This window comes from Alcaligenes sp. LTN-3 (genome assembly GCF_059735605.1).
The window spans coordinates 1-26,646 of sequence record NZ_JCAPDN010000002.1 but is presented as its reverse complement, the minus strand read 5'-3'; the positions used below and the strand labels follow the sequence as shown (position 1 = coordinate 26,646).

The following is a 26,646-nucleotide window of genomic DNA, read 5'->3' as shown; positions in this document are numbered from 1 at the left end:
CCGTCCCTCACAGCTTAAGTCCAGATGCAGCTACTTCTTCTCCTCAGCCGGAACCTCACCCTGCTCAATCCCAAACAAATGCTCCAGCCCCAACGCCAACGCATCCCGCCAAGCCACAAAATCATGTGCCGTCGCACTTTCCACGTAACGCACGTCATACCCTCGCGCCCGCAGCACATCATCCAAATGGCGATTAGCCTGCACCAGGCTGACATCCCGGCTGGAGCCAGAGGACTCAAATACCCCAGCACTCATGTAAATCTTCACTGGCACAGCAGGCGAGTCCGCCATCTGCCGCGTCAGCCACTGCCCGCGCGCCTGACCGGCGGGAGCCCACCAGAACGAGCCTGACATGCTCAAAACATTGCCAAACAACTGCGGCAATCGCCAGGCCGCATGCATGGCAGCCAAACCACCATAACTGGAACCACCAATCGCCGTCTTGGCTGCTGTCGATTGCACACCCTGAGCATTCAACCAAGGCATCAGCTCCTTTTCCAGAAACTGAATATAAGCCTCATTCGGCGGCAACTCGCGTGCACGCTCCGCCATGCCTGGATTGTCCACCAGGACCAACCACATCGGCGCCACACGCCCCTGCGCAATCAAGGAATCCAGCATGGCAGGCGCGCGCGCCAAATCCCGATAGTCACGGCCATCAAACAAAATCAAGGTGTGATCAATTTCCTGAGCCCGAGTACCAGCAGGCTGATAAATCTGCACCTGCCGCTCCACACCCAGAGCCTCACTGGGCAAGCGTTCCGTACGCCATTGCCCCTGCCCCAACTGCTGCGGCTCCAGATTCACCACCTGGGCCGGTGCCTGCGTCAAACGCAAGACCGAATCGCCATCGAACAGATCCTTGCTGTTCTCCGGCAACACCCTGAAATTGTGAGGATCCCGCTGCAAGGCCGCACGCAACACTTCACGCGCCAGATTCTGGCCTACATAAGGCACATCCGGTGCCATGCGATAGGCAAAGCGGGCATCACGCGGCAAATCGTAGGTGATGTACCAGATATCGGACTGGCCCAAACGATGCATGCGATCGCTATAAGAGAAGGGGCCACCATGCAGACGAACCTCGTTTTGGGCCCCGCGCCAGACAAACGTGACGCGATCATGTGTATTGCTGTAGCGTTCCACCAAAGGCGAGCCGACACGCTGCACATAGTCCCAGAAACCGCGGGACGACTCACCCGCCCGCAAACGCATGCTCCACTGACGGATCACATCACCTTGCAAAGGCTCGGCCTGAACGGGAGCTTGAGGCGCCGTGACGGATGTCACCTGCCACTGGTACTCGCCCTGCCCCAGCACACGCAAACGATACTCGCCCGCCGTGCTGGCAATAAAACCAAAAGGACCACCTCGCTTCGGGGCATCCGCCCAATGACGAATCGCCTTGCCATCCGGGCCGAACAGCTCCAGCATCACATCACCACTGTGCTGCCAACTGCCTTGCACCAGATCATTGTGCTGCAAGCTCAGTATGCGTTCATGATGTTCGTGCGGCTGAACCTCACCCTGAGCCGAGGGCAGCGTAGCCGCCCAAGCCGACCCGAGCATTCCCACCATCAATACAGCAACAACAGGTGCGCGCAACATACATCCTCCTAAACGCCGGTTTGCCGCAGGACAATCCCAGTACCAAGAGGCAGTATACGATCAAAAATAATCAGCGCACCCCTTGGCTGACGCGAGATGGTGCCATTGATCACTCCAGGCGGAAAGCCTGAATCAAACGATCCAGCTCTTGCACCTGGTCCTGCAATTCGCTGGAGGTGTGTGCCACCTGGTTCACCATCTCCGCGTTTTGTTGAGTAGCCGAATCCAGCTGCCCCACAGCCACGTTAATCTGCTCGATACCAATCGTTTGCTCGCGGGTAGAAGCGGCAATCTCATGCACAATCGTCATCACTTGCGAACTGCCCGTGACCATCTCATCGATCACCTCACCCACCTGCCCCATCAATCTGGCCCCTTCCCGAGTACTGTCGGAGGATGCTTCCACCAATTGAGCAATCTCCTGGGCAGAGGCCGTGGTACGCTGCGCCAAGGCACGCACCTCACCGGCCACCACCGCAAAGCCTCGACCTTGCTCACCGGCCCGTGCCGCTTCCACAGCCGCATTCAACGCCAGAATATTGGTCTGGAAAGCAATCGAGTTGATCACAGTCGTAATGTCTGCCACCTTGCCGCTGGAGTCACGAATCGCATCCATGCGGTCCACCAACTCGCTGACCATCTGACCACCATGCTGAGCGGTTTTCTGCACCTGGCTGGAGACTTCCTCGGCACGCATGGCGTTCTCTTCGCTCATACGCACTGTGCCGGTCATCTCTTCCATGGCCGATGCCGTTTCCTGCAAGGCCGCCGCCTGCTGAGTGGTGCGGCTGGACAGCTCCAGATTGCCAGCGGACAGTTGCGAGGTATCGTCCGCAATCACTCCGCTGCTGTGCTGCAAGGTGCGCATGACGTCATTTAGCTTCAAACGCATCTGCTCGATGGACGCCATCACGCTATTGTCCGGAATCGAACGCAGGGAGTGGGCAACCCGCAAATCACCATCGGCAATTGCTTGGGCAGCGCCATGTAAAACGGTGGGTTCGGCACCCAGCTCGGCCAAAATCTGGCGCGCCAGAAACACCGTCACTGCCGACACCAGCACAATAATCAACAAAAACACCACCGAGGAGCTGAGCAGGCGGCTTAGAAAACTGTCCTTGATGTTATCGATATACACGCCCGAGGTCAGCACCCAGTCCCACTGGGCCACCCCTTTGCCATAGGCCAGTTTGGGCGCATTGCTCTTGTCAGTGAGTTTGGGCCAGTGATATTCCAGAAACCCTTCACCGCCATTGCTGGCAATACGGCTCATCTCGGCAAAGGGATGTACCCCATTGCTATCGACCACGGCACTGACGTCCTGGCCATCAAGATCTGGTCGCGTGGGGTTCATGATGGACACGACGTCAGTCGATAAAACCGACACATAACCTTCCTGTCCAAAGCGGATACTGGCAATGCGTTGCAGCGCCTGTTTTTGCGCCTCTTCCTTGCTGAGGACGCCTTTGCTGACCAATTGCTGGTAGTCCTGCGTAATGCTCACTGCAATATTGACGATGTGCTGCAAACTGCTTTTTCGCTCTTGCATCTGTGCCTGATAGAGCTGGTAGTTCACAAACGTAAAAACCGCCGCCAACGCCATCAAACACAAGATCAATGGCAACCACAATTGCTGTTTCAAACCCAAACGCATCATATTCCCCGAGCAGCACTGAAAAGACAGGTCCCAGGTATGCAAAAACCGACCGTGTCAAAACGGTCGGCCTGCCAGGAGGCCCCATCGAACAAGCTGGGTAACGGCCTCGGGCTTAAAATACTTAATCAAAGTTACATATAGAGATAATTGATACTAAGGCGGCTTATGAAACACTTCCGCTTACGCGTCGGGAAGCGTCGTGACCTTGGCCAAAAGAGGGCTCACTGCTGGCTAACGTCAGCAAGAAACCGTCTTCAGACATTAACTCCGAGGTCAGACGGCCTTGGTAATGGCCCAATTCCAGACTCAGCGCCAGATCACGCTGCTCCAGGTTATCGACGCCTTTAATAACCAGTTCAAAACCCTGTTCGCTCAGCAAATGGCACCCGGTTTCCAGCAAAGCCTTGAAGGTGGGCTCACGGCAGGCGCGCTGAATGACCTCGGCTTCCAGCTTGACGCCACTAATCGGCCAGCCCCGCAAGCAGCTAAGCTTGTGGTTTTCAATGTCAGTGCTGGTCAGCCAGACCTGAATGTCCTGCTCTTTCAGGAACTGCAAGGCCTGCATCAGTTCCGGCGTTTCTTCCAGCTCCTGGTCGCTGAACAAATCCAGCTCAACGCAGCAAGGCTGCAACTCAAACTGACGCAACATAGCCGGCATGCGCTTATAGATAGGAAGCACCATATCGATAGGCAGTTTCAGGCCAATATGGCTGGCGCGCAGCGAATAGTCTTGCCACCAGCGACGCACATCGGCCATCAAGGTGCGCAGCATCCACTCACACAAGGCCTGGCGGTGAATCGAGTCCGGCATATGACGCAGCACCAGATCCGAGGACAGGCGCAAGCCGGTGGGCGCTGTCCAGAACACCTGGGCATCCACGCCACTGTACTGGCCAGTACTCGTGGCCACACGCAACTGATAAGAAAAAGACAGTGCTTCGCTAGCCTGGGGATCGAGCACATCCAACGTTTCCAGCGCGTGCAGCAATTCCAGCGGCGTAGGCTGGGACGCTTCCTGCTCGATGCGCGGAGTGTAAAACTCCATAATCTCGGTGTCTTGCAGCTCTTGCTGGGCAATTAATTTACCCGTAAAGGTATACCCCCAACCATGCACCGACTTGATCGGCAAAGCCACGCCCGCCTGACTGGCCTTGCGGCGCAAACGGCTAATCAAAGAATCCACGGCACGGCTGTCGCTAGCCGCCAGACCCTTGTCACGCATCAGGTCTTCACGGCTGAAACGGGCATCCGCATGCCGTATGAATGCATCCATTAATTGACGTTCGCTATGCGTCAGCTCCAGGCCCACACCATTAGGAGCTACCAGGGTCCAGCCCTTGTCACGCAGGATCCACTCCTGCTGCCCGCTATGTTCCTGAACCTCTTGCATCGCCTGGGAGGCACTCACGGCAGCATAAACATTACGGCGGCGCACGGCATGGCACCAGGCCATCAACTCGGGAACTTGCACATCCAGTGCCAGACAAGCATCCGCCCCCGTCAGCAACAACTGTACTCGCGCACTGGCAGACAGGCCGGACTGAACGGCCACAATACCCAAAGAGCCAAAGTCATTGCGCAATTTGGCCACCATCAACGGCACGTAGCCCGCCTCAACGGGGAACAGCAGCAGATCAGCCTGGCTCAGGCGTGCCTCGGCGACCTGCTCCAAGGAGCTGACAACGCTTGTTTTGGTACCGAAAACCCGCAGTTGCTCCAGCCAGTAGTGCAAGCCCTCGCCTTCTTCCAAAACAATCAACACGCAGCGTGCATGTTCCATAAGCGCCTACTATTTAATTATTGCCAGCGCTGCGATGATCCAAGTGCAGGCCGACAATACTATTTTTTATCAATAGTTGGAATTATCACTTCTAGAATACAGAGCACAAAGTAAAGAATGGTCAAATGTGGCGTTTGAAATTTTTTGTCTTCAAAATAACGCCTGCCTTACCCTCTGAACCAGAGCGGGATTATTTTCCAACACTGATTTCTTAAAATACCCATCTCACAAATAATTATAGTTTTCATAACACACGGGTATAAAAAACCCGCTCGAAAGCGGGTTGCTCTAGCTCAAGACTGGCTGGAATAGTTATTGGGCAGCGGCCTGCAGACGGGACTGCAACTGGTCAACAGGTAACCAGCCATCCACACGACTGCCATCAGCAAAATAAATAGCCGGTGTACCTTGGATGCGCAGTTTCTGCCCAGCGGCCAGTATTTGATCCAGGGGATGTTCACACGAGGCTTTCTCAGGCCGGGCTCCACCCCCCATCCAGTCGCTCAGAGTTTTAGCCGGGTTCTGTGCACACCAGATATCCTCGGCTTTACGGCGGCTATCGGGGCCCAGAATGGGGAACATCAGACTATAAACCGTAATATTGTCGATCTCCTGCAAAGTGGTATGCAGACGTTTGCAATAACCGCAATTGGGATCTTCAAAAACCACCATTTGGCGACTCCCATCGCCTTTCACCAGCTTAATGGCTTTATCCAGCGGTAAGTCATTCAGTGAAACACGGCTGAGCTCCTGCATGCGTCGCTCGGTCAAGTCAATTCGATTTTTACTATCCAGCAAAGAACCCTGCATCACAAAATTGGCCTGCGGATCGGTATAAAGCAAGGTTCCGCCTACCTCCACTTCCAGCAGATTGGGAAACGGTGTGGCACGAATACCATCCACCGTCACGCCCGGAAAAACCGCCTCAAACGCTTGGCGAGTAGCCTCGAAACGCGTGTCTATTTTGGCAGGGCCGGCTGCCTGAGCCAGGCCACACAGCGACAACAGGGCCAGGGCCAAGACAGAACGAAGGTGCAACATCATGACGTACTTCCTTTGCTAATCAACAAGGCTCTAGCGGCCTTAGAACAGGAGAGCGCCTGGTTTGATTCCAGCCGCATGAGCAATCAGGCGGCGTTTGACCCAAGGCAGGCGGTCCACCACTTGCATACCGGCATTACGCAACATGGAGATCGGAGCCCCCGGTGCCGCAAACAGACGGTACAGACCATCGGTGGCAGCGCGCATGGCTGCGATAGGTTCGGCGCGTGCGCGTTTGTAGCGATTAAGCACACGCATATCACCCACCGAATAATGCGGGCCGCGCTCGGACAAGACCGTGATTAGGGCTTCGATATCGCCCAGACCCAGATTCAATCCCTGACCGGCCAAAGGATGCACGCGATGCGCCGCATCACCCACCAAGGCCACGCCGGGCGACACCAGGCCGCTACGCTCAAAGGTCAAAGGGAAACCGTGTACCGGGCTACGCAAGCTTAACTGCCCCAAACGGCCATTCGATAAGGAGAACAAGCTGTTTTGCAGATATTGCGCCTGCTCCTCTGAGGGCATGGCCAACACTTTGTCGGCCTGCGCTTGCGGCACAGACCAGACCATGGAGACTTGCGGCTTGCCATCCACATCCGGCATAGGCAACAGGGCAAGAATCGAATCGCCGGTAAACCACTGCAAGGCAACTTGCTGATGTGGCCGCTCTACATTGAAGTGGGCCACCAAACCGGCATCGCCATATTCACGTCCGTGGTGCTCAATTCCGGCTGCAGTACGCAGTCCCGATCGAGCCCCATCCGCACCTACAAACAAGTCCGCAGTGATGCGTTTTTGCCCGGCAGTCACAATGGTATTGCCTTCCAAACGCTCGAAGCGGTCTTCAATCCAGGGCACTCCAAATACTTGCAGTGCCTGATACAACGCCTGCTCCATCTGACCGGACTCAACAATCCAGGCCAAATAGTCCTGCGCATCCTGCCAGGCATGCAAATTCAGACAAGCACCGCCATCACCATGCACTTCCATGGCCTGCACCGGCGAAATGCGCTGGGCTGACATCAAGTTCCAGACACCCAGTTGCGCCAAAAAACGCTGACTGGCCACCGAGACAGCATAGACACGGGGGTGATACTGCCCGCCCGCCAGCTCCATAGGCTTGTAGGCGGGGGACAAGATGCTGACATCAAACCCGGCCTTGCGTAAACCCAGGGCGCTGGCCATACCGGCCAAGGCCCCACCACACACCACAATCCGTTCTTTATTCATCGCGCGCTCGGTTCTCCTGCCTGACGTGGCCACAGCAGCCACATTTGCCCCTGCTGCTTCATGCGTCCGGCCTGTGCACCCGCCTGATCGCCCGTACCCCAGTACAAGTCGGTACGTGCAGGCCCCTTGATGGCCGCACCCGTGTCCTGGGCAAAGACCAGCCGCTGCAAAGGCTGCTTAGTTGCAGGTTGCGAAGTGGCCAGATACACCGGCGTACCCAAGGGTACATAAGTGGGGTCAATAGCAACGGAGCGCAGGCCAATCAAAGGAATGCCATAAGCGCCTTTAGGCCCCAGTTCCGGGTCCACAATGGCCTCTTCACGAAAGAAAACCATGGCCGTATTTACATTCATCATTTCCTGAACACGGTGCGGATTGCGCTTGGCCCAGGCTTTGATGTTTTGCATGGAGGTCTGGGCCAAAGGCATCTCGCCCTGCTTGGCCAGCCATTGGCCTACGGAAGCGTAAGGGCGTCCGTTATGATCGGCATAGGCCAGGCGTACGGCACTGCCATCAGGCAGTACGGCACGGCCCGAACCTTGAATCTGCAAGAAAAAACCTTCTACCGGGTCTTTCGCGTACACAATCACGGGCGGCTGGCGCTCCGACTGGGCCATGATCTGTTCGCGCGTATCGTACGGCACAATGCGTTTGCCCACTTGCTTGCCACGAATACGCTTGCCAGCCAGCTCGGGATATAAACTGCCCAGATCAATCGTCAACAAATCATCCGGCGCGGCGAACAGCGGCCACTGATAGCCAGCGCTGCGAGTACGGGAAGCCTGGAGCAAAGGCTCGTAATAGCCTGTGACGGTGTTTTGAGCCACCTTGCCATCGCCTGTCAACAAGCGCCAGGGCTGCAACTGTTGCTGTAGAAAATTGCGTACAGCCGCCGTATCTTCGGTGTCAGCGTTCAGGCCCGCAGCCGCCGCAGCTTGGCAGACAGGCTGCCAGGCACGAGGGTTGGCACGAGCAGGCATAGCCAATGATCCACTGACCGGACGCATCAAACCCTTGCAGTTATTGATAAAGCCTTTCCAGACATGATCCAGCGAATCGGCCTGCCAGCCTGGCAAGGTTGACCAGTTCACGGCCTGATAGCGCCCCGCCAGCGCCCGCGCCGGGGTTTCCGGCAGAGCCGACAAGGACGGCACCTGCAAAGGTTGCAGGGCGATATCAGGACCACTGTCTGCGGTGCCCGGAGCCGTTGACGAAGAGCCCTGATCCACAGGCGTGGTTGAACAGGCGCTTAATGCCAGCAGTACGGCTGGCACGCAATAAATTAACTTCATGGCTGGATTTGGCCCTTAGTGCAAGGTACGGGGGGAGGAAAGGATGAACTCCTGGATGAGGACCTCAAAGGGCACACCATTTTCACCTACACATTGATAGCTGCCACGCATGGTGCCAAACGGTGTATTTAAGGGACAGCCACTGGTGTACTCGAAGGTCTCGCCGGGAGCGAGCACCGGCTGTTGTCCCACAACACCCAGGCCACGCACTTCCTGAACCTGCTGATTGTCGTCCGTAATGATCCAGTGACGACTGATAATCTGGGCCGTCTGCTGTCCATTGTTGGTAATCCGTACGGTATAGGCAAACACGTATTGGTTACTCTCGGGCTCGGATTGCTCAGGCAGGTACTGGGGCGTGATTTGCACCTCAATATCGTCAGGCTTCATGATGGATTCCAGGTTACGGCTGTACAAATACGGGGCGCTGCACAGCCCCCCGCTTGAAACTATAATGATGACATATGGCCACGATTTTCGTGATGTCTAATCTTTACGGCACCTATTATGTCCCAAGCCAGCACCACACGTATCGCTCCCAGTATTTTATCGGCTGACTTCGCCCGTCTGGGAGAAGAAGTCCGCAATGTCATTGCCGCCGGAGCCGACTGGGTTCATTGCGACATCATGGACAACCACTTTGTACCCAACCTGACTTTCGGTCCCATGGTCTGTGCTGCGCTGCGCCCCCACACCACCGCTCCCATCGACGTACACCTGATGGTAGAACCCGTAGACGCACTTATCCCTGAATTTGCCAAGGCGGGTGCCGACTACATCAGTTTTCACCCCGAAGCCTCGCGCCACGTGGATCGCACGTTATCGCTGATCCGTGACCACGGCTGTAAGGCCGGCCTGGTGTTCAACCCGGCCACCCCGCTGAACTGGATGGATCACCTGATGGACAAGTTGGATCTGGTCTTGCTGATGTCCGTTAACCCTGGCTTTGGTGGCCAGGCTTTCATCCCCAGCGCCATGGACAAGCTGCGCCAGGCCCGCGCCCGCATTGATGCCTGGACGGCAGAAGGTGGCCAACCCATCCTGCTGCAAATCGACGGCGGTGTGAAAGTGGACAATATCGGGGCCATTCGTGCTGCCGGTGCTGACACCTTTGTGGCCGGTTCCGCTATTTTTGGCCAGCCCGACTACGCTCAGGTCATCCGCGACATGCGTGCTCAAATCGCTTTGGCAGAGCAAGCTTAAGTGCAATGCCCGGCCCGCCAACAGGCAGGGCCGCTGCAAATCCCAGCCACCTTATCTACTGCAGCATCGTACTGCGGTTGTAGCAGCCCTGCTGCATCGTATTGTCTGGCCGACGGCGCTCCACAAACAAGGCATTACCCTGCACCCGTTTGGCCTGCGCCTTGGCTGAACTGGCCAGCTCCGCAATTAAAGAGCCCGAATACAATTCGGGCTCTTCAACAGTAACGACACCTAAAGACAGGCTCACAAGCGGGTGAAACACCAGCACACCCTGGCGGTTCTCAGCCAAATAACCGCCTGCTTGCCGGTGCTCCATTCGATACAAGGACTCCAGCTCTTTTTCCAGTTCGTCCAAAATACCTTGGCAGCGCTCAGCCCAATCCGGGCTGGTAAACACCAAAATAAAATCATCTCCCCCCACATGACCCACAAAGTCCATGCGCGCAACGGCATATCGAGTAAAGAGCTCTGCCATGGAACGCAGTAACTCATCTCCTTTGCGATAGCCGTATAAGTCGTTATAGGGTTTGAAATGGTCCAGGTCCGCATAACATACGGCAAAGCTCTGTCGATTACGCAACAAACCCTCTATATGCTCATCAATGGGCACATTGCCTGGCAATTGCGTCAGTGGATTGGCATAGCGGGCCGTCATGATCTGAATCTGCGTAATTTCACGCATGAGCTCCACACTGGAGCCCAGGCCCAAATATTCATCCGCACCGGTGATGATGAACCCATCACTCAGGGCCTCGCCCTCGCCCTGCGTCATCAAGGTGCCCAGCTCCAGCAGACTGGTATCGCAGTCCACAATCAATGGCGGCGTTTCAATAAACAAGGAGCATGGCTTATTACCATACAGTTCGCGGTGATAAGGACGTGCCAATTGGTCGTAAAGCTGACTACGACGCAAAATCCCCGTTGGCCTGTCGCCCCGCAACAAAGCCACCGCACTCAAATCAGGGCGGCTTTGAAAGAGTTCATAAACGCGATTGGTCGGAGTGTGGTCCGGAACAGCCGGCGCCGCACGCAGCAAACGCCGCACACTCATCGAATCCCGGCCCTGCACTTGGCGCTGGGCCCGCACGGTGGAAGGGCCAAACAAAGCAGCCTGGGCCGGTTCCAATTGAGGGGGAGGGTTGGGTTGGGGCCGACACAGCAAATAACCCTGGCCGCAGGTCACACCCAAATAACGCAAGGTGTGCAATTCCGCCCCAGTTTCAATTCCTTCGGCAATCACAATAGAGTGCGCGTGATTGGCAATATCGCAAATGGAGCGCACCAACTGCTGCTTGAGCACATCGGTATCAATATCGCGCACAAAATATTTGTCGATTTTGACGTATTCGGGCCGCAACTCGGACCACAAACGCAGCGAGGCATAACCTTCGCCCAGATCATCAATCGCAAACTGCAGGCCTTCTTTTCGATATAGCTCAATTGCCTGGTTCAAATAATCGTAGCTGTCGGTGCGCTCGGACTCGGTCAGCTCGACCACCACGCGGCTCCAATCAATACCATCGAGTTGTGGCATGCCTGTACGCGGTTCAATGCGGGCCGAGGGCAACAGCCCCATCACGACATCCGGACTGGAGTTCAGAAACAGTTTGCCGGCCAAACCCTGCTGGTTAAAGCTATTGACCAAAGTATGGCAACATAGCTCTTCCAGATCCCATAAGCGCCCGCACTGTCGAGCAGCGTCAAACAAGGCTAGGGGCGAATAAAAACTGGTGTCCTTCGGACCTCGAATCAAACCCTCGTAACCCAGAATCAAGCCAGACTGCAGATCCACAATAGGCTGAAACACGGGCGTAACTTGTTTTTCTAAGAGAATCTGATGAAATGTCTCGAACATCATTCTTCCGCTCCTAGGGCCTTTCTGAACAGACCATCGAAAGCCAATCTTGTACCAAAATACGGTTTGCTCACTAAATTGATAAGCCCGCGTGCAGTAAGGAGCTTTAACATGATGAATCAAACGAAATGAAAACTCGATTTTCCGGAAACTATTTCTGCTCGACCTTAACAGGAATTTGACAATATTTTGTCACAAGCTCGCTACAAAAAGATGAATATTTGCTCTGTACTGTTTGATTTGGATGGCACCCTTCTGGACACCATTCCTGATTTGGCCTCGGCATGTAATGCCATGCGCATTGACCTGGGTTTGCCTGCGCTCCCAGAGGAGCGTATCGCCACTTTCGTGGGTAAAGGCTCGGAAAATCTGGTCCGGCGCGCCTTGACAGACCTGCCAAATCCCCCCGCCCACTACACCCAGGCATTGGAATCATTTTATTACCATTACCAATTGTGTAATGGCCAACACAGCCGCCTGTATCCCGGTGTACTAGAAGGATTGAACGACTTTAAAAGCCAGGAGTTGCGTCTGGCTGTCGTCACCAACAAGCCTGAACAATTTGCGCGCCCCTTGCTGGAACAAACTGGCTTAAGTCCCTATTTCGAGCTGATTGTGGGCGGCGATACCTGCCCGCGCAAAAAGCCCGATCCCATGCCTTTTCTATACGCCTGCGAGCAAATGAAACTCGCTGCTGAACAAGCTTTGGTCATTGGGGACTCCATGAATGATGCCCAGGCAGCACGCGCAGCGCATATCCCCGTACTGTTGGTGCCCTACGGCTATAACGAAGGCAAGGATGTGCAAACCCTGGATTCCGATGGTATAGTTGCCTCTATTGCCGACGCCGCCATTTGGCTGCGCAACAAAAGCAACCCCATATTTACGTCATAAAATTCATGTCTACTCGCACTCACGCATCCACAATCTACGGCGCTTATTGGCGCTGGTGGCGTTCGTGTATCGGGTAGATATAACCTTGAAGTCTGGCGTCCCTGCAAAGTAGTACACAGCGGACCGCCTCCAGGAAAATAAGCCCGGTAATCACAACGACCGGGCTTTTTTTTGTTTCTGTCCGGCTCGTCGTACCCACTGACCCTCGAGATCCCAATGACAGAAATAGAATTCAATGCCCTAGCAGCAGAAGGCTTTAACCGCATTCCCCTGATTGCGGAAACCTACGCCGACCTGGATACGCCCCTGTCGATTTATCTGAAACTGGCGCACAACGGCCCTGAAGGGGGGCGTTACAGTTGCCTGATGGAATCGGTTGTGGGCGGCGAGCAATTCGGTCGCTATTCCTTTATTGGCTTGCCCGCCCGTACCGTGATCCGCAGCTATGGCCGCCATACCCAAGTGCTGCACGATGGCAAGGTTGTCGAAACAGCCGAAGGCGATCCACTGGAATTTATCGAGCAATTTCAGGCTCGTTTCAAAGTCGCCCTGCGCCCTGGCCTGCCCCGCTTTGCAGGTGGCCTGGCCGGTTACTTCGGCTACGACACCGTGCGCCACATCGAACCGTCTCTGGGCCCGAACCATAAACCCTTCCCTGCCGATCAGGAAGAAGGCGTGCCGGACATCATGTTGCTGCAAGTGGACGAGCTGGTGATTGTGGATAATCTGGCTGGCCGCACTTACCTGCTGGTCTACGCGGACCCGGCCCAGCCCGAAGCCTACGTACTGGCCAAGCGCCGTCTGAAAGAGCTGCGTGAAAAGCTGCGCTCACCCGTGGTGATCCCTTACGCCTACGCCAGCATGCAAACCGAATGCGAGCGCGACTTCAACAAAGAGGATTACCTGAAGGCTGTCGCCCGCGCCAAGGACTACATTGCGGCAGGGGATCTGATGCAAGTGCAGATCGGCCAGGTCATCACCAAGCCTTTCCGCGACTCGCCCCTGTCCCTGTATCGCGCCCTGCGTTCGCTGAACCCATCGCCCTACATGTACTTCTGGAACTTCGACGACTTCCAGGTTGTGGGTGCATCGCCAGAAATCCTGGTGCGTCAGGAAGAACACCGCCAGGATGGTCGCAACCATGAGCGCGTCACGATTCGTCCTCTGGCCGGCACCCGCAAGCGCGGAGCCACACCTGAAGCCGATGCCGCGCTGGCCGCCGAGCTCAAGTCCGATCCCAAAGAGCGCGCTGAACACCTGATGCTGATCGATCTGGCCCGTAACGATATTGGCCGCATCGCCAAAACCGGCACGGTTCAAGTAACGGACACCATGGCGATCGAACGTTACTCGCACGTGCAGCACCTGGTCTCCAACGTCTGCGGCGAACTGCAAGACGGCATGAGCCAAATGGATGTACTGCGTGCCTCCTTTCCCGCTGGCACCCTGACCGGTGCCCCCAAGGTGCGTGCCATGGAAGTGATTGATGAACTGGAGCCCGTACGCCGTGGTGTATACGGTGGTGCGGCCGGCTACTTGAGCTACTCAGGCGAGATGGATCTGGCTATTGCGATCCGCACCGGCGTCATCAAGGACGGCATGCTCTATGTGCAAGCCGCTGCCGGTGTTGTAGCCGACTCCGATCCCGAAAAAGAATGGCAAGAGACCGAGGCCAAGGCACGTGCGGTTATCCGCGCGGCCGAACAAGTGCAATTCGGTCTAGACGAACCTATTTAATCGCCTGACTGCCCCCCTTTCTTGCCGGAGTATTCCCATGCTGTTCATGCTCGATAACTATGACTCGTTTACCTACAACCTGGTCCAGTATTTTGGAGAACTGGGTCAGGAGGTAGTGGTACGACGCAACGACCAAGTCACTCTTGAAGAAATTGAAGCCCTGAATCCCAGCCATCTGTGCGTCTCGCCCGGCCCCAAATCCCCTGCGGATGCGGGCCTGTCGGTTGCACTGATCCAGCACTTTGCCGGCAAGCTACCGATTCTGGGCGTCTGCCTGGGTCATCAAGCGATCGGACATGCTTTTGGTGCCCGCATTATTCGTGCGCAGCAAATCATGCATGGGAAAGTCTCCCCGATTACCCACCAGGGCACGGACGTATTTGGCAACTTGCCCTCGCCCTTTAACGTCACCCGCTACCACTCCCTGGCCATCGAGCGCAACAGCCTGCCCGATTGCCTGGAAGTCACCGCGCAAACCGAAGACGGCGAAATCATGGGCATACGTCACCGTGAATTGCCTATTTATGGCGTGCAGTTTCACCCCGAATCGGTGCTCAGCGAGCATGGCCACGCCTTACTGAAGAACTTTCTGGACCTTTAAATCATGAACACCATCACTCCTACCGAAGCACTGGTGCGCTGTATCGAACACCGGGAAATCTTCCACGACGAAATGCTGCATTTGATGCGCATGCTGATGCGCGGCGAAATGTCGCCCCAGATCTCGGCTGCCTTGCTGATGGGCCTGCGCGTAAAAAAAGAAAGCGTCGGTGAGATTTCTGCCGCCGCCCAGGTGATGCGCGAATTTGCCACCCCCGTCATTACACCGAACCCAGACGAACTGCTGGACATGTGCGGGACAGGTGGCGACGGCTCCAATACCTTCAATATCTCCACTGCCGCTATGTTTGTGGCCGCCTCCGTCGGGGTGAAAGTGGCCAAACACGGCAACCGCAGCGCGTCCTCCTCCTCGGGTAGTGCTGACGTGCTGGAGGCCTTGGGGGTGAACCTGACTTTCTCGCCCGAGCAAGTGGCGCAAAGTATTGCCGACACCAATATCGGCTTTATGTTTGCCCCTGCTCACCACGGAGCCATGAAAAACGTGGCCGCCGTGCGCAAAGAACTGGGCGTGCGCACCATTTTCAATATTCTGGGGCCGTTAACCAACCCAGCCGGAGCAACCAACCAGCTGATGGGTGTCTTTCATCCCGACCTGGTGGGGATTCAGGTCCGCGTCATGCAACGCCTGGGCGCCAAACACGTATTGATCGTACACGGCAAGGACGGCATGGATGAAGCCTCTCTGGGTGCGGCCACCCTGGTAGGCGAACTGAAAGACGGCCAAGTGAGTGAATACGAAATTCACCCCGAAGACTTTGGTATGGCGATGACCTCCAACCGCAGCATTCGCGTCTCCAGCAAAGAGGAATCCGCCGTCATGATTATGGAAGCCCTCAATAACCAAGAGGGGACGGCTCGTGATATCGTGGGCCTCAACGCTGGTTTGGCCATCTATGCCGCCAACCACGCTGACTCCATTGAACAAGGCCTGCGCATGGCTTTTGAGGCCATTGCCAACGGTGCCGCACGCGAAAAACTCGAACAATTCCGTGCCTATACAAGGAATTTACATCCATGAACGACATTCTGGCCAAGATCCTCGACACCAAAAGAGCTGAAGTCGTCACCGCCCGCCAACTGCGTAGCGAGTCCGATCTGCTGCGCGAAGCGAAGAACCGGAACGACCTGCGCGGCTTTGCCAGCGCCATTGAAGACAAAATTGCTCAAGGCAAGCCTGCCATTATTGCGGAAGTCAAAAAAGCCTCCCCGTCCAAGGGTGTGATCCGTGCCGACTTCAACCCCACGGAAATTGCTTCCAGCTACGCCGCCCACGGCGCGGCCTGCCTGTCGGTGCTGACCGATATTCAATATTTCCAGGGTTCTTACGACCACCTGCGTCAGGCCCGTGCCGTGTGCGCGCTGCCCGTACTACGCAAAGATTTCATTATTGACCCCTACCAGATCATCCATGCCCGTGCCATGGGTGCCGACTGCATCTTGCTGATCGTCGCCGCGCTGGAGCAGGATCAACTGATGGAATACGAAGAAATGGCCCACGAACTGGGCATGGACGTACTGGTTGAAGTGCATGACCGCGCCGAGCTGGATATTGCCTTGCAAATGAAGACCAGCCTGCTGGGTATCAATAACCGTAATCTGCGCACCTTTGAAACCAGCACCCAGAACACCTTGGACCTGCTGCCCTTCATTCCTAGCGAAAAACGCGTTGTGACCGAAAGCGGTATCCATACCATTGAAGATGTGGCCCTGATGCGTGAAAACCAGGTGCAAGCCTTCCTGGTGGGCGAAGCTTTCATGCGTGAACCTGATCCGGGCGTCGCCCTGCAAAACCTGTTCTTCGGTCAACCTGCATGAGCTCCACCGCTTGCCCTCTGTGCGCCTTGAAACCCGATCAATTGTTATGGTCGGGTGCAGGGCTGCAGGTGCTGGCTGTCTCAGACAGCCCGTTTCCCGGCTATACACGGGTGATCTGGCAAGATCACGTGGCTGAAATGACAGATCTGTCTGAAGCGCAGCGGCAGCACCTTATGGCGGCGGTCTATATAGTTGAACAGACACAACGCGAGCAGCTGGGAGTCACCAAGATCAATCTGGCCCAATTCGGGAATCAGGTGCCGCATCTGCACTGGCACATCATCCCACGCTGGACGGACGACCCTTTCTTTCCGGACTCGGCCTGGTCGCCCGCCCCCGCACGCACAGAAGAACAAAAACAAGGCTGGGCTTCCCACGAAGAACGCCTGCTTGAGCAAGTCAGCCAGTATCAGCAGGCACTGTGTACTGCGCTAAAAGCACGATTCAAGCACTAAACCCGCTATTCAAGAAGTACCCGCTGGCCTATGAAAAGGCAGCGGGTATTTTTGTGCCTCCCCAAAAAAAGAGACGGCGCACAATAACTGGCAAGCACGCCACCCATCCATAAGGCGCACTGACGCGTTATTGCACCGACAAGAGCAAGCCTGCTCTTGCGCTACTTACTCGCAAACCACATAAACTGCTTGCTTGGCATGGTCATAGCCACCTCTTTGCGCTTGAGAGCCCGGCCTTCTCGCCGTCACACACCCTCCACATCAGAACGATACGGGCAAGCCGCGTCCTGCAACCTCCTTCCGACAAGATCGCTGCTCTTGTCACTTCAAGCACAGAATTAACCTAGATCAAGCCTAGGCGACAATCGTCTGGCCCCACCAAAAACCACCATATATAGTGTCGTAAATCCTAAAAATCACTATATATAGTTTTTGGCGAAAAATATGGCTACCCAGGAAACCGCATCGCGTCCAGCTGCTCAGCTGGATATCATCCGCTCCATTACTGAATATCTGGACCGCCAGGACTGGCGCGTCCAGGCCAATGCCAACCAGGGTTACTCGCTGGGCGGACTGATTCTGAACAGCTCGGGCAAGATGATTGCCAACTACTGGCTCAGCCATGTGTACCCCGAAGCCATCGGCCAGGCACACCGTCAGGCCGACCTGCATATCCACGATCTGGACATGCTCTCGGGCTACTGCGCCGGCTGGTCCTTGCGCACTTTCCTGAATGAAGGGCTCAATGGCGTACCCGGAAAAATCGAATCCGGCCCACCGCAGCATCTAAGCAGTGCAGTTGGCCAGGTCGTCAATTTTCTGGGCACCCTGCAAAACGAATGGGCTGGCGCCCAGGCTTTCAGCTCCTTTGATACCTATATGGCACCCTTCATCCGCAAGGACGACCTGAACTACAAGCAGGTGCGCCAATGCATGCAGGAGCTGATCTACAACCTGAACGTACCCTCACGCTGGGGTACGCAGACGCCCTTTACCAATCTGACCTTTGACTGGGTATGTCCGGACGACCTGCGCGAGCAAGTGCCGCAAATCGGTGGCGTAGAAATGCCGTTTTGCTACGGGGATCTGCAAGCCGAAATGGACATGATCAACCAGGCCTATATCGAAGTCATGAGCGAGGGCGATGCCCGTGGCCGTGCCTTCACCTTCCCGATCCCCACCTACAACATCACCCGGGATTTTGACTGGCACAGCCCCAATGCCGAGCGCCTGTTTGCCATGACGGCCAAATATGGCCTGCCCTACTTCCAGAACTTCATTAACTCTGAACTGGAACCCAATATGATCCGCTCCATGTGCTGCCGCCTGCAACTGGATCTGCGTGAACTACTCAAACGCGGCAATGGTTTGTTTGGCTCTGCCGAGCAGACCGGCTCCCTGGGAGTGGTCACCCTGAACTGCGCCCGCCTGGGGTATCAGTATCCAGGTGATGAAGCAGGCCTGTTTGCCCGCTTGGATGAACTGCTGGAAATGGGCCGCGACAGCCTGGAAATCAAGCGTACCGTGATTCAGCAGCATATGGACCAAGGGCTGTTTCCCTACACACGCCGCTATCTGGGCACCTTGCGTAATCACTTCTCCACACTGGGAGTGAACGGCATTAACGAGATGATCCGCAACTTTACCCAGGACAAGCAGAATCTTTGCACGCCGTGGGGACACCGCTTTGCCCTGCGTTTGCTGGATCACATTCGGGCGCGCATGGTGGAATTTCAGGAAAGTACCGGCCACCTGTACAACCTGGAAGCCACCCCTGCCGAGGGCACCACCTACCGCTTTGCCAAAGAGGACCGCGCCCGCTGGCCCGACATTCTGCAAGCAGGCACCGAGCACATGCCCTACTACACCAACTCCTCACAGTTGCCGGTAGGCTTTACCGAAGACCCCTTCGAGGCATTGGAACGACAAGACGAGTTGCAAGGCAAATACACCGGCGGCACCGTGCTGCACCTGTACATGACCGAGGCCCTGTCCAGCACCGATGCCTGCCGTAATCTGGTGCAACGAGCCTTGAACCGCTTTTCCTTACCCTACATCACCGTCACACCTACTTTTTCCATCTGCCCTAAACATGGCTATCTGTCTGGAAAACATGAGTTTTGCCCACATTGCGACAGCGAATTGCTGGCTAACAAAATAGCTCAGGCCAGGGTCGAAACTGACGCTCAAAACGACGCGGGCGCGGAAACCTCAATACGGTCGCAGGCAGCAACACCGACACCGACACCGACACCGACACCGACACCGACACCGACACCGACACCGACACCGACACCAATCCATTAAATCCGATCTCTTCGAACAGATCCTTTTTGCCAAGACCAGCTAAACCCAACCCACTTAGCTCAGCGAAAGCCAGATTCTTCACTTTCCTCAGCATGTATCTACACAACCCGCCTCTTGGCACACACCTCGGCTAGTCACATCCGCTTAGCGTGACGGCCTTTTTTATCCAGGGAGTTACTCATGAACACCGACACCATCACTCTTGAAGATTGCGAACGCCAGCCCTGCGAAATCTGGACACGCGTCATGGGCTATCACCGCCCCATGTCATCCTTCAATATTGGCAAGCAAGGCGAATTTCATGAGCGCCGCTACTTCACCGAAGCCAGCGCCTCTGTAAGCAGCACTGGCCCCAATCTGTAGAAATCTGGTTAAGTGACATGACTTACGCCACGCGCCATCTTTACCCGGCCAAGCCTGCTCGCAAAGAGGCATTGAAAGTGGGCGGCTGTACCCCTTTCTCGGCTACGGATTACCCCGGCCAGTTAGCCGCTGTCATCTTTGTGCAAGGCTGTCCCTGGCGCTGTGGCTACTGCCATAACCCTCACTTGCAAGACCGCAGGCCAAACAGTGCTATTGATTGGAACGCCTTGCTGGATTTTCTGAATCGCCGCGTCGGCCTGCTGGATGCTGTGGTCTTTAGCGGTGGCGAACCCACACTGGACCCAGCCCTGGGTTCCGCCATACGCGCAGTGCGTAGACTAGGTTTCAAAATCGGTTTACACACAGCAGGCACACATCCAGCCAGGTTGCTGGAAGTCCTGCCATGGGTAGACTGGATAGGTCTGGATATCAAAGCCGAGTTTCAACACTACGACACCATCACGCAACGCAGTAATAGTGCAGCGGCGCCGCTACGCAGCTTGCAGTTGCTGCTGAACGAAGATGTTCTATTTGAATGCCGCAGCACCATCCACCCCCAGCTGCATAGTCCAGTATCGGTACTGGCTTTGGGGCAACACTTGCATGATTTGGGCGTACAGCGCTATGCCGTACAGATTTTCCGCAAGCAAGGCTGTAATGATGATTTCCTGAATGAAACTGGGCAGGCCTCGCAGGCCTACCCAGGAACAGAGGTCTTGCAAAACCTGCAGAAGCTGTTTCCGCATTTTGAAGTGCGGCGCTCTTAAGAGAGAGTTATGAAGAGGCAGGCGTACGAATCGGGCGGCGCAGCACATCCTGTAAAGCCGCTTTCCCCTGCTTAATCACCGCACGCGGATGCAGAATGTCGGGGTCCAAGGCGTCCAGGGTGTTTTTCACCATCAGGCCCAGCTCCGTATCACCTTCAATCGATAAACGTCGATTGAAGAACAAGGTATCCGGATCTTCCTGCCGCTGTAAAAGTTGATAAAACGCCCAAAGATCTGCTTTCAGAATCAGGTCCGGACTCTGCGCGCACGCAGACAAAGGGTAAAAAGCGCCCTGACGCCAGGTGTAGTCAAACGCCAAACCAGCATCCGCCACTTGTATGCGTAAAGCCCGGCCTTCCAGTCGCTCCGCAATATCAGCAGGCAAGTGCGGACGCATCAGCACGTTCAAACCCGTACAAAACAAGCGGGAGCCGGGCCAAGGGGGCAAGCGGCTTAAAACACCAGCCACCACAGCGGGCAAACGAGGAGTCGTCATTTCATTCACTCTTGCATCCTTCCCTTAAAAACGCTCGGACACCGGCGCCACCCATTCAAGACCGGGACGACCATGCCAGAAACCGTTGCAGGCTTTAGCGGGCAGTAAAGGCAGCATGTCCTCGTGGGCATCCGCCGCTTGGATACGTCCTTGCACGACATCCTTAAACAAATGCACCACCGCATCCATATGTTGAGACTGCGGACTCAAGCGCAGCATGTCCACACCCAAGTCGCGCAAATCCTGTATCTGCTCCAGCAAGGTGTACACCCAGGCAGATTGAGTCTGAATACCGTTGATCGTCAAGAATCCCTGCCCTTCACGGGTTTCCAGCAACAGGCCATCGGGATAGTCCATGCACACGTACTGGCAATTATCCTTAGGCAAGTTGCGGTTACGTGCGGCAAAGCAACGAGCCGAAAAAGCCAGAGGTAAACGCCCGAAGGCGAAGACTTCGGTTTCCAAACCAGCAGGCCTGTCTTGCTGCAGTTGTGCCAATCCCGCACGCCCCATTTCCAAGGGCATCACCCAGCGCACAGCGCCTTGAGAGGCAATCAAATCCAGCACCGGCCCGTTATAAACATTCAAAAAAGGGCCGGCGACAAAGTCCCGGCCCTGCATCAAACGTACTGCCCCCATATCATTGGCTTCGACCAGATAATCGGCCTGCTCGGTGACCTTGCGTAGCGTATTCACGTCCCGCCCGGACTCCAGCAGAACCTGGCTGGACAGAACCGGCACTTTGCCGGCCTGGGCCAGCATCTGGGCAATATCCAGCCAATCATCCAGTCGTAGCTCGTGACGGCGTGAACATACGGTTTCGCCCAGATACACCACCTCTACCGGCCAATCGCAGGCCGACTCATAAAACTGCATGGTGGCAACACGGGACCAGTAGTACTGCAAGGGGCCTAAAGATAATTTCATGTTTGAGCCTCCCATGCTCTACTTCCAGGGCCGAGAATAGGCACCCAGCGTATGTTGCTGCCCTTCAGCCAATTTGTTCAAAGCCCCCATCCAGGCTGGATGGACGGAATAACGGGCTGGCGTGGATTTGGCCGAGTCAATGGCTTGACGCCAAACCTGGGTAACTTGAGCCACATAAGCCGGGCTGCGCTGTCGGCCTTCAATCTTGATTGCGCTAACACCCGCCGCCAGCAACTGTGGCAACAAGGACAAGGTATTCAGACTGGTGGGCTCTTCCAGGGCGTAATAGTTTTCGCCCGCCACATCAAAGCGCCCTTTGCATAAAGTAGGGTAAGCCGCGTTCTCGCCATCCTGATAACGGTCGATCAACACACCATTCAAACGTGATTCCAGGCCCTGATCAGTTTGTTCCCAACGCACATGCCCGGCGGGAGAACAGACTCCATGCGTATTGGGCGATTCACCGGTGGCATAGGAGGACAAGGCACAACGGCCCTCCACCATCACGCACAAGCTGCCAAAACCAAAAACTTCAACCTGAACAGGGACCTGCTCACAGACCTGTTCCACTTGGGCCATGGACAAGACACGCGGCAAGACCACACGCTGAATACCAAAGTTCTGGTGGTAATACTTGATGGCTTCCGGGTTGGTGGCTGAGCCTTGCACCGACAAGTGCAAGCGCAAATTAGGATGTGTCTGACTGGCATACGCCATCAAACCAGGGTCTGCCATGATGACTGCATCGACCTGAGCCTGGGCAGCCCGGTCCACCGCGTCGCGCCACTGCTGCCAGGCATTGGGTTGCGGATAGGTATTAAGAGCCAGCAAAACCTTGCGGCCGCGCTGATGTGCGTAATCGATCCCTTGTGCAATCGCCTGCGCATCAAAATTAAGCCCGGCGAAATTCCGGGCATTGGTGGCATCCCGAAACCCCAAGTAAACACTATCGGCGCCGTTATCAATCGCCGCTTTCAAGGCAGGCAGGCTGCCTGCAGGACAAACCAATTCCATCTGCGGGTTATCGGACGCGGCTAAAGCCGTGGACGCAGTATTCATGACATTCCCCGATCAGCAATCTGGCCAGGGCGAATCCTGGCTCGACAAGACCACCACTATGCCTGCTCTGAAATGAAGGGGCCTTAACGCATATCAAATTCTTCCCACCTCCTGACCCTCGGCAAACAAGTCCCACTTTGCCTGCGCCATCGGCGGTCAGAATAGTCCACAATGCTTTTCAAGCCTTTCGTGCTGGAGTTTTGATGACACAGACTGAGATCACACTGGATACTCGCGGCCTGCCCGCACCCGAGCCCATGGAGCATTGCCTGGAAGCCCTGGCCGAAATGGCACCCACCCAGGCTTTGCTCATGTGGCTGGATAGAGAGCCCTTCCCTTTATATGAAATTCTGCGGCGCAGTGGCTTCAAGTATCAAGGCACACACCAAGAAAACGGCTTTCGGCTCATCATCCGCAGGAACTAAATCTATGCAACGCGCTTTATCGCTGGATCAATCGCCCTCTTTGTCCCTGACCTTGCCCCTGTTTGCGAACGTCCCTTTTTTTGGACTGCTGGCTGCCTTGCTGGCGCTCTATAGCGGACCGGAATTGTTCAACTCCCGCTGGCACCCGGCTACCTTGGCCTTGACCCACGCCTGGACCTTGGGGATCGTGGGCAGCGCCATGTTTGCCTCTTTGACGCATATTTTGGCGGTGGCCTGTAATGTGCGTATTCAGGTATCAAGCGGTCGGGCTCTGGTTTTCTGGAGCTTGCTCAGCGTCGGCACACTGCTCCTGATGACAGGCTTCCTTAGCTGGCAAAGCTGGACATACACGCTGGCGGGCATTTTCCTGGCTCTTGCTCTGGGAGGCTATCTGCTGACGGTCATGCTGGCCTTGTGGCACTCTCGGCGCGACGTCTTTCGCGGAGCCAAAGAGATCGTCGCCCCTATCCGACTGGCGTTGCTGGGGCTGTTGCTGACTGTCTTGACCGGACTGGCCATGCTGGTTGCGCTGGCAAGCGAACAAGCCGTCGCCAATCTACTGAACCTGCACATGATGATGGGTCTGGCCGCCTGGGCAGGCTTACTACTGCTTGCCATGTCATTCCAGTTGCTGCCCATTTTTCAAATCACCGAGCTTTACCCTGCCCCCTTGGTGCGTTGGCTACCTTGGGTTGTCAGCGCGTTGCTGATCGCGCAGTGGGCCTTGGCCTCTTTGCCTGGCTCCTGGCTACCTGTGCGTGATCTGGTCACCTACCTGATCTTCCTAAGCTACGGTTTATGGGCAGTGATCACTTGGGCGCGGCTCTGGCAACGCAAGCGTCCAACAGCAGGAGCCAGCACCTTGTTCTGGTATAGCTCCTTAAGCAGCCTGTTGATTGCTGTACTTCTGAACTTCTGGACTCACAACCCCGCCGCTTCCAACACAGAACTGGCGATAGGAGTGTTGCTTATTATGGGAGCCTTAGGTTCCGTAGTATGTGGAATGCTCTATACCATCGTGCCCTTTCTGCTTTGGCGCGAGGCACAAAAGCATGTCAGCATGGACACCGATAATACCGAGCACACACGCACCCTCTTGCGCTTCATCCCCAAGACTGCCAACTACATCCCCGCATCCACCGCCCGAGCTCACTGGGCTTTGCATAGCCTAAGCCTGGCGCTTTGGACCGGTGCAAGCTTGGGTATCGAATCTTTCACGTGGATAGCCGCACCTGCCTTGCTACTGTCCTTTGCGATCTTGTCGTGGAATCTCTGGACAGCCTGGCAGCGCTACCGCAATAGCCTACATGCTATCCGCGCATATCAGGCAGAGCACCATATTGCCGCAAAGCCGCACTGTCCAGAATCGTAAAATTACGCCGCTGAACCCGAATCAGATCCCGGTCCATCAAATCACGCAAAGTACGTGACAAATGCTCCGGGGTTAGATTCAGGCGGGAAGCAATCACAGACTTGCCTACCTCTATCTTGAAAGGCACGCCTTCTTCGCCCGGCCACTCTTGCAAAAGATAACTGACTAAACGCTGCACACCATTTTGCAAGGTATAAGCCTCCAGCTCTCCCATCAAACGGTAAAGTCGCTCACTTAAGCCAGCCAGCATCAGACGAGCAACGTCACTGCCTTTGCCCAACTGCTCCATCAGAGTGTCGCGGTTGATATGCAATAACAGAGAATCCACTAATGTCTGGGCCGTCACAATGTAATTGCGCCCCATGAACATCAACGCCTCTCCAAATCCCTCACCTGGGCCTACCAAACGTACAACACGCTCGGCCCCCGTGGACGATACAAATACTAGTTTCACCCGACCATAGACCAGCATATGAAAGCCCAAACAAGGGTCGCCGCTGTGAAATAAAGTCGTTCCACGCAAAGCGTGTACTTCCTGAGTGCCTTTAGCGATAGGCTCCAACTGCTCTGGGGGCAACTCCTTGAATATGGGCAGATGAGCCAATTGAGCCTGTATGCGTTTCCAACGGCCAGGCCCTTCCCCCTGCGCTAGCTTGGTGTCTGATAAATCTTCATTGCTTGCCGGTGAGGCTGTGTCTTGAACCGCCATATCTTTTCCATAAACCAATAGAACCATTGCTAGACTGACACACTCCTTTCCCTCTTGTTCAGATTCGCTCGGCGCCTGATTGATACACGTCAAACGGATAAATCGAGGCATTCAGGAGAAAGTAAAAGGCTGTCAGAACGGTTAGTTCAACATGAGTTAAGAACAGATCCAAGCAAGAAGCGGTCAAATTTGACCATGTTAGAGGTAAGGAATATGAGATGGCAGAGTTGATTGAAACAAGCGCGTTACCCACATCTTCTTAAATGCTGAATAAACGCAATCCACCTAACAGGCCTGACAGCTCCGAGACCAGAGGAGGATCGGTAACCGAAACGGGCTGATGGTGATGCAGGTGTGCAGAACGATCAACAACAAACGCTCCACGCAGCCAGAGTCAGGCAAGCACCATGACGATGGAAGCAATGGCGGGTAACAGCCGTACAGCAGGAAGGAAGATCAGTAACCGAAACGGGCTGATGGTGATGCAGGTGTGCAGAGCTATCAACAACAAACACTCCACGCAGCCGGAGTCAGGCAAGCACCATGACGATGGAAGCGACGGTGGGTAAGCGAACAGAGGAAGGAAGGTAGGTTAAGAAGCGCCCGGAATGAGTTTTTACGGGTGGGATGGAGGGGTGTTGTAGAAGAAGAATGGGGAAGATCCAGCGTCCCCCCAGCCGATAGACCATCAGCTCGATCAAACCAAAGGCTTTCTTGGCTCACTGGATGCCAATCCACGTAACTACCCGAGGCAAGCCGAGAAGAAGGGGCGGACAACAGCCGTACAGAAGAAGGAAGGTGAGGCTGAAGGCTCCGACCTGTATTAGCAGCACCGGATGCTACGCGGGGGAGCTACCCGAGGGGCAAGCCGAAGCAGACACGAGTAAGCCGTACAGAAGAAGAAGGGAGACAAGGTGCCCAGAACGGGCCAGGAGGAAGGAAGGGACGTCCGACCGATGATCGCAGGGATCCGGTCTTTACTGCCGCCAGAACACGGCTGAGCAGCAGGGTGTACGTGTGGCGCGCA

General features: G+C 55.6%; 24 protein-coding genes. 12 read left to right on the top strand and 12 right to left on the bottom strand.

Annotated elements, in window-relative coordinates; all coding sequences use genetic code 11:
- Positions 1-30: 30 nt before the first annotated feature.
- From AC6I6N_RS08345 to apaG, 7 genes are all read right to left on the bottom strand, one after another.
- Entirely contained in the window at positions 31-1,608 is a 1,578-nt protein-coding gene (locus tag AC6I6N_RS08345; RefSeq protein WP_497943406.1) for an alpha/beta hydrolase, read from the bottom strand.
- Positions 1,609-1,717: 109 nt separating this feature from the next.
- A complete protein-coding gene (locus tag AC6I6N_RS08340) occupies positions 1,718-3,265 on the bottom strand; it encodes a methyl-accepting chemotaxis protein (RefSeq protein ID WP_497943405.1) in 1,548 nt (515 codons plus the stop codon).
- Between the two features lie 163 nt (positions 3,266-3,428).
- Positions 3,429-5,045, bottom strand: a complete 1,617-nt coding sequence (locus AC6I6N_RS08335; RefSeq protein WP_094195359.1) for an EAL domain-containing protein — start codon at positions 5,043-5,045, stop codon at positions 3,429-3,431.
- Between the two features lie 312 nt (positions 5,046-5,357).
- On the bottom strand, positions 5,358-6,089 hold the full coding sequence (locus AC6I6N_RS08330) for a DsbC family protein (RefSeq protein WP_094195358.1): 732 nt from the start codon (positions 6,087-6,089) through the stop codon (positions 5,358-5,360).
- A gap of 39 nt (positions 6,090-6,128) precedes the next feature.
- Complete coding sequence (locus AC6I6N_RS08325) at positions 6,129-7,322, bottom strand: FAD-dependent monooxygenase (protein ID WP_497943404.1); 1,194 nt, start codon at positions 7,320-7,322, stop codon at positions 6,129-6,131.
- Positions 7,319-8,614, bottom strand: coding sequence for a murein transglycosylase A (mltA, locus tag AC6I6N_RS08320; RefSeq protein WP_497943403.1), 1,296 nt, complete (start codon positions 8,612-8,614; stop codon positions 7,319-7,321). Before mltA ends, AC6I6N_RS08325 begins: the two co-directional genes overlap by 4 nt.
- A gap of 15 nt (positions 8,615-8,629) precedes the next feature.
- The gene (apaG, locus tag AC6I6N_RS08315) at positions 8,630-9,004 is read right to left on the bottom strand and encodes a Co2+/Mg2+ efflux facilitator ApaG/CorD (RefSeq protein ID WP_094195355.1); all 375 of its coding nucleotides are present in this window, start codon (positions 9,002-9,004) and stop codon (positions 8,630-8,632) included.
- Between the two features lie 117 nt (positions 9,005-9,121).
- On the opposite strand from apaG, the gene rpe reads away from it, so the two are divergent.
- Entirely contained in the window at positions 9,122-9,817 is a 696-nt protein-coding gene (gene rpe, locus AC6I6N_RS08310) for a ribulose-phosphate 3-epimerase (RefSeq protein WP_094195354.1), read from the top strand.
- Between the two features lie 55 nt (positions 9,818-9,872).
- Here the strand turns inward: rpe and AC6I6N_RS08305 are convergent, their stop codons facing one another.
- Positions 9,873-11,675 carry a GGDEF domain-containing protein gene (locus AC6I6N_RS08305; protein ID WP_497943402.1) on the bottom strand — a complete coding sequence of 601 codons (1,803 nt, stop codon included), beginning with the start codon at positions 11,673-11,675 and terminating at the stop codon, positions 9,873-9,875.
- A 210-nt stretch (positions 11,676-11,885) separates the two neighbouring features.
- Here AC6I6N_RS08305 and AC6I6N_RS08300 point away from each other — a divergent pair, with 210 nt between their 5' ends.
- The 9 genes from AC6I6N_RS08300 (at position 11,886) to AC6I6N_RS08260 (ending at position 20,631) form a co-directional block, all read left to right on the top strand.
- Positions 11,886-12,566 (top strand): phosphoglycolate phosphatase, encoded by a 681-nt coding sequence (locus AC6I6N_RS08300; RefSeq protein WP_230018843.1) that lies wholly within the window; start codon positions 11,886-11,888, stop codon positions 12,564-12,566.
- 216 nt (positions 12,567-12,782) lie between these two features.
- Positions 12,783-14,303 carry an anthranilate synthase component I gene (trpE, locus tag AC6I6N_RS08295; protein ID WP_108728293.1) on the top strand — a complete coding sequence of 507 codons (1,521 nt, stop codon included), beginning with the start codon at positions 12,783-12,785 and terminating at the stop codon, positions 14,301-14,303.
- Positions 14,304-14,340: 37 nt separating this feature from the next.
- A complete protein-coding gene (locus AC6I6N_RS08290) occupies positions 14,341-14,904 on the top strand; it encodes an anthranilate synthase component II (RefSeq protein ID WP_264672317.1) in 564 nt (187 codons plus the stop codon).
- 3 nt (positions 14,905-14,907) lie between these two features.
- Positions 14,908-15,942, top strand: a complete 1,035-nt coding sequence (gene trpD, locus AC6I6N_RS08285; RefSeq protein ID WP_094195349.1) for an anthranilate phosphoribosyltransferase — start codon at positions 14,908-14,910, stop codon at positions 15,940-15,942.
- Positions 15,939-16,739 (top strand): indole-3-glycerol phosphate synthase TrpC, encoded by an 801-nt coding sequence (trpC, locus tag AC6I6N_RS08280; protein ID WP_042488673.1) that lies wholly within the window; start codon positions 15,939-15,941, stop codon positions 16,737-16,739. Before trpD ends, trpC begins: the two co-directional genes overlap by 4 nt.
- Positions 16,736-17,194 carry an HIT family protein gene (locus AC6I6N_RS08275; RefSeq protein ID WP_125277308.1) on the top strand — a complete coding sequence of 153 codons (459 nt, stop codon included), beginning with the start codon at positions 16,736-16,738 and terminating at the stop codon, positions 17,192-17,194. The genes trpC and AC6I6N_RS08275 overlap by 4 nt, the downstream gene beginning before the upstream one ends.
- A gap of 444 nt (positions 17,195-17,638) precedes the next feature.
- On the top strand, positions 17,639-19,501 hold the full coding sequence (locus AC6I6N_RS08270) for a ribonucleoside triphosphate reductase (RefSeq protein ID WP_497943401.1): 1,863 nt from the start codon (positions 17,639-17,641) through the stop codon (positions 19,499-19,501).
- 180 nt (positions 19,502-19,681) lie between these two features.
- On the top strand, positions 19,682-19,864 hold the full coding sequence (gene nrdD, locus AC6I6N_RS08265) for an anaerobic ribonucleoside-triphosphate reductase (RefSeq protein ID WP_094195346.1): 183 nt from the start codon (positions 19,682-19,684) through the stop codon (positions 19,862-19,864).
- A 17-nt stretch (positions 19,865-19,881) separates the two neighbouring features.
- Positions 19,882-20,631: an anaerobic ribonucleoside-triphosphate reductase activating protein gene (locus AC6I6N_RS08260; protein WP_376913892.1), complete on the top strand. Its 750-nt coding sequence runs from the start codon at positions 19,882-19,884 to the stop codon at positions 20,629-20,631.
- A 7-nt stretch (positions 20,632-20,638) separates the two neighbouring features.
- On the opposite strand, the gene ubiT is transcribed toward AC6I6N_RS08260, so the two are convergent.
- Genes ubiT through ubiU form a run of 3 tightly spaced genes read right to left on the bottom strand, consistent with a single transcriptional unit; the run spans position 20,639 to position 23,068 of the window.
- Entirely contained in the window at positions 20,639-21,127 is a 489-nt protein-coding gene (gene ubiT / locus AC6I6N_RS08255) for a ubiquinone anaerobic biosynthesis accessory factor UbiT (RefSeq protein ID WP_230018836.1), read from the bottom strand.
- Positions 21,128-21,151: 24 nt separating this feature from the next.
- On the bottom strand, positions 21,152-22,054 hold the full coding sequence (gene ubiV / locus AC6I6N_RS08250) for a ubiquinone anaerobic biosynthesis protein UbiV (RefSeq protein ID WP_094195344.1): 903 nt from the start codon (positions 22,052-22,054) through the stop codon (positions 21,152-21,154).
- 18 nt (positions 22,055-22,072) lie between these two features.
- Positions 22,073-23,068, bottom strand: coding sequence for a ubiquinone anaerobic biosynthesis protein UbiU (gene ubiU, locus AC6I6N_RS08245; RefSeq protein WP_108728773.1), 996 nt, complete (start codon positions 23,066-23,068; stop codon positions 22,073-22,075).
- A gap of 248 nt (positions 23,069-23,316) precedes the next feature.
- Between ubiU and AC6I6N_RS08240 the strand changes: the two genes are divergently transcribed.
- On the top strand, positions 23,317-23,538 hold the full coding sequence (locus AC6I6N_RS08240) for a DUF2249 domain-containing protein (protein ID WP_321267421.1): 222 nt from the start codon (positions 23,317-23,319) through the stop codon (positions 23,536-23,538).
- A gap of 4 nt (positions 23,539-23,542) precedes the next feature.
- On the top strand, positions 23,543-24,910 hold the full coding sequence (locus tag AC6I6N_RS08235) for a hypothetical protein (protein ID WP_497943400.1): 1,368 nt from the start codon (positions 23,543-23,545) through the stop codon (positions 24,908-24,910).
- Here AC6I6N_RS08235 and AC6I6N_RS08230 read toward each other — a convergent pair.
- Positions 24,849-25,619 (bottom strand): Crp/Fnr family transcriptional regulator, encoded by a 771-nt coding sequence (locus AC6I6N_RS08230; protein WP_321267417.1) that lies wholly within the window; start codon positions 25,617-25,619, stop codon positions 24,849-24,851. The two genes, AC6I6N_RS08235 and AC6I6N_RS08230, sit on opposite strands and share 62 nt — an antisense overlap.
- Positions 25,620-26,646 lie beyond the last annotated feature (1,027 nt).

Excerpts from the sequence above, each read along its gene's own strand:
- AC6I6N_RS08345 (WP_497943406.1), bottom strand. The coding sequence starts at position 1,608 with ATGTTGCGCGCACCTGTTGTTGCTGTATTGATGGTGGGAATGCTCGGG.
- AC6I6N_RS08340 (WP_497943405.1), bottom strand. The coding sequence starts at position 3,265 with ATGATGCGTTTGGGTTTGAAACAGCAATTGTGGTTGCCATTGATCTTG.
- AC6I6N_RS08335 (WP_094195359.1), bottom strand. The coding sequence starts at position 5,045 with ATGGAACATGCACGCTGCGTGTTGATTGTTTTGGAAGAAGGCGAGGGC.
- AC6I6N_RS08330 (WP_094195358.1), bottom strand. The coding sequence starts at position 6,089 with ATGATGTTGCACCTTCGTTCTGTCTTGGCCCTGGCCCTGTTGTCGCTG.
- AC6I6N_RS08325 (WP_497943404.1), bottom strand. The coding sequence starts at position 7,322 with ATGAATAAAGAACGGATTGTGGTGTGTGGTGGGGCCTTGGCCGGTATG.
- mltA (WP_497943403.1), bottom strand. The coding sequence starts at position 8,614 with ATGAAGTTAATTTATTGCGTGCCAGCCGTACTGCTGGCATTAAGCGCC.
- apaG (WP_094195355.1), bottom strand. The coding sequence starts at position 9,004 with ATGAAGCCTGACGATATTGAGGTGCAAATCACGCCCCAGTACCTGCCT.
- rpe (WP_094195354.1), top strand. The coding sequence starts at position 9,122 with ATGTCCCAAGCCAGCACCACACGTATCGCTCCCAGTATTTTATCGGCT.
- AC6I6N_RS08305 (WP_497943402.1), bottom strand. The coding sequence starts at position 11,675 with ATGATGTTCGAGACATTTCATCAGATTCTCTTAGAAAAACAAGTTACG.
- AC6I6N_RS08300 (WP_230018843.1), top strand. The coding sequence starts at position 11,886 with ATGAATATTTGCTCTGTACTGTTTGATTTGGATGGCACCCTTCTGGAC.
- trpE (WP_108728293.1), top strand. The coding sequence starts at position 12,783 with ATGACAGAAATAGAATTCAATGCCCTAGCAGCAGAAGGCTTTAACCGC.
- AC6I6N_RS08290 (WP_264672317.1), top strand. The coding sequence starts at position 14,341 with ATGCTGTTCATGCTCGATAACTATGACTCGTTTACCTACAACCTGGTC.
- trpD (WP_094195349.1), top strand. The coding sequence starts at position 14,908 with ATGAACACCATCACTCCTACCGAAGCACTGGTGCGCTGTATCGAACAC.
- trpC (WP_042488673.1), top strand. The coding sequence starts at position 15,939 with ATGAACGACATTCTGGCCAAGATCCTCGACACCAAAAGAGCTGAAGTC.
- AC6I6N_RS08275 (WP_125277308.1), top strand. The coding sequence starts at position 16,736 with ATGAGCTCCACCGCTTGCCCTCTGTGCGCCTTGAAACCCGATCAATTG.
- AC6I6N_RS08270 (WP_497943401.1), top strand. The coding sequence starts at position 17,639 with ATGGCTACCCAGGAAACCGCATCGCGTCCAGCTGCTCAGCTGGATATC.
- nrdD (WP_094195346.1), top strand. The coding sequence starts at position 19,682 with ATGAACACCGACACCATCACTCTTGAAGATTGCGAACGCCAGCCCTGC.
- AC6I6N_RS08260 (WP_376913892.1), top strand. The coding sequence starts at position 19,882 with ATGACTTACGCCACGCGCCATCTTTACCCGGCCAAGCCTGCTCGCAAA.
- ubiT (WP_230018836.1), bottom strand. The coding sequence starts at position 21,127 with ATGACGACTCCTCGTTTGCCCGCTGTGGTGGCTGGTGTTTTAAGCCGC.
- ubiV (WP_094195344.1), bottom strand. The coding sequence starts at position 22,054 with ATGAAATTATCTTTAGGCCCCTTGCAGTACTACTGGTCCCGTGTTGCC.
- ubiU (WP_108728773.1), bottom strand. The coding sequence starts at position 23,068 with ATGGAATTGGTTTGTCCTGCAGGCAGCCTGCCTGCCTTGAAAGCGGCG.
- AC6I6N_RS08240 (WP_321267421.1), top strand. The coding sequence starts at position 23,317 with ATGACACAGACTGAGATCACACTGGATACTCGCGGCCTGCCCGCACCC.
- AC6I6N_RS08235 (WP_497943400.1), top strand. The coding sequence starts at position 23,543 with ATGCAACGCGCTTTATCGCTGGATCAATCGCCCTCTTTGTCCCTGACC.
- AC6I6N_RS08230 (WP_321267417.1), bottom strand. The coding sequence starts at position 25,619 with ATGGCGGTTCAAGACACAGCCTCACCGGCAAGCAATGAAGATTTATCA.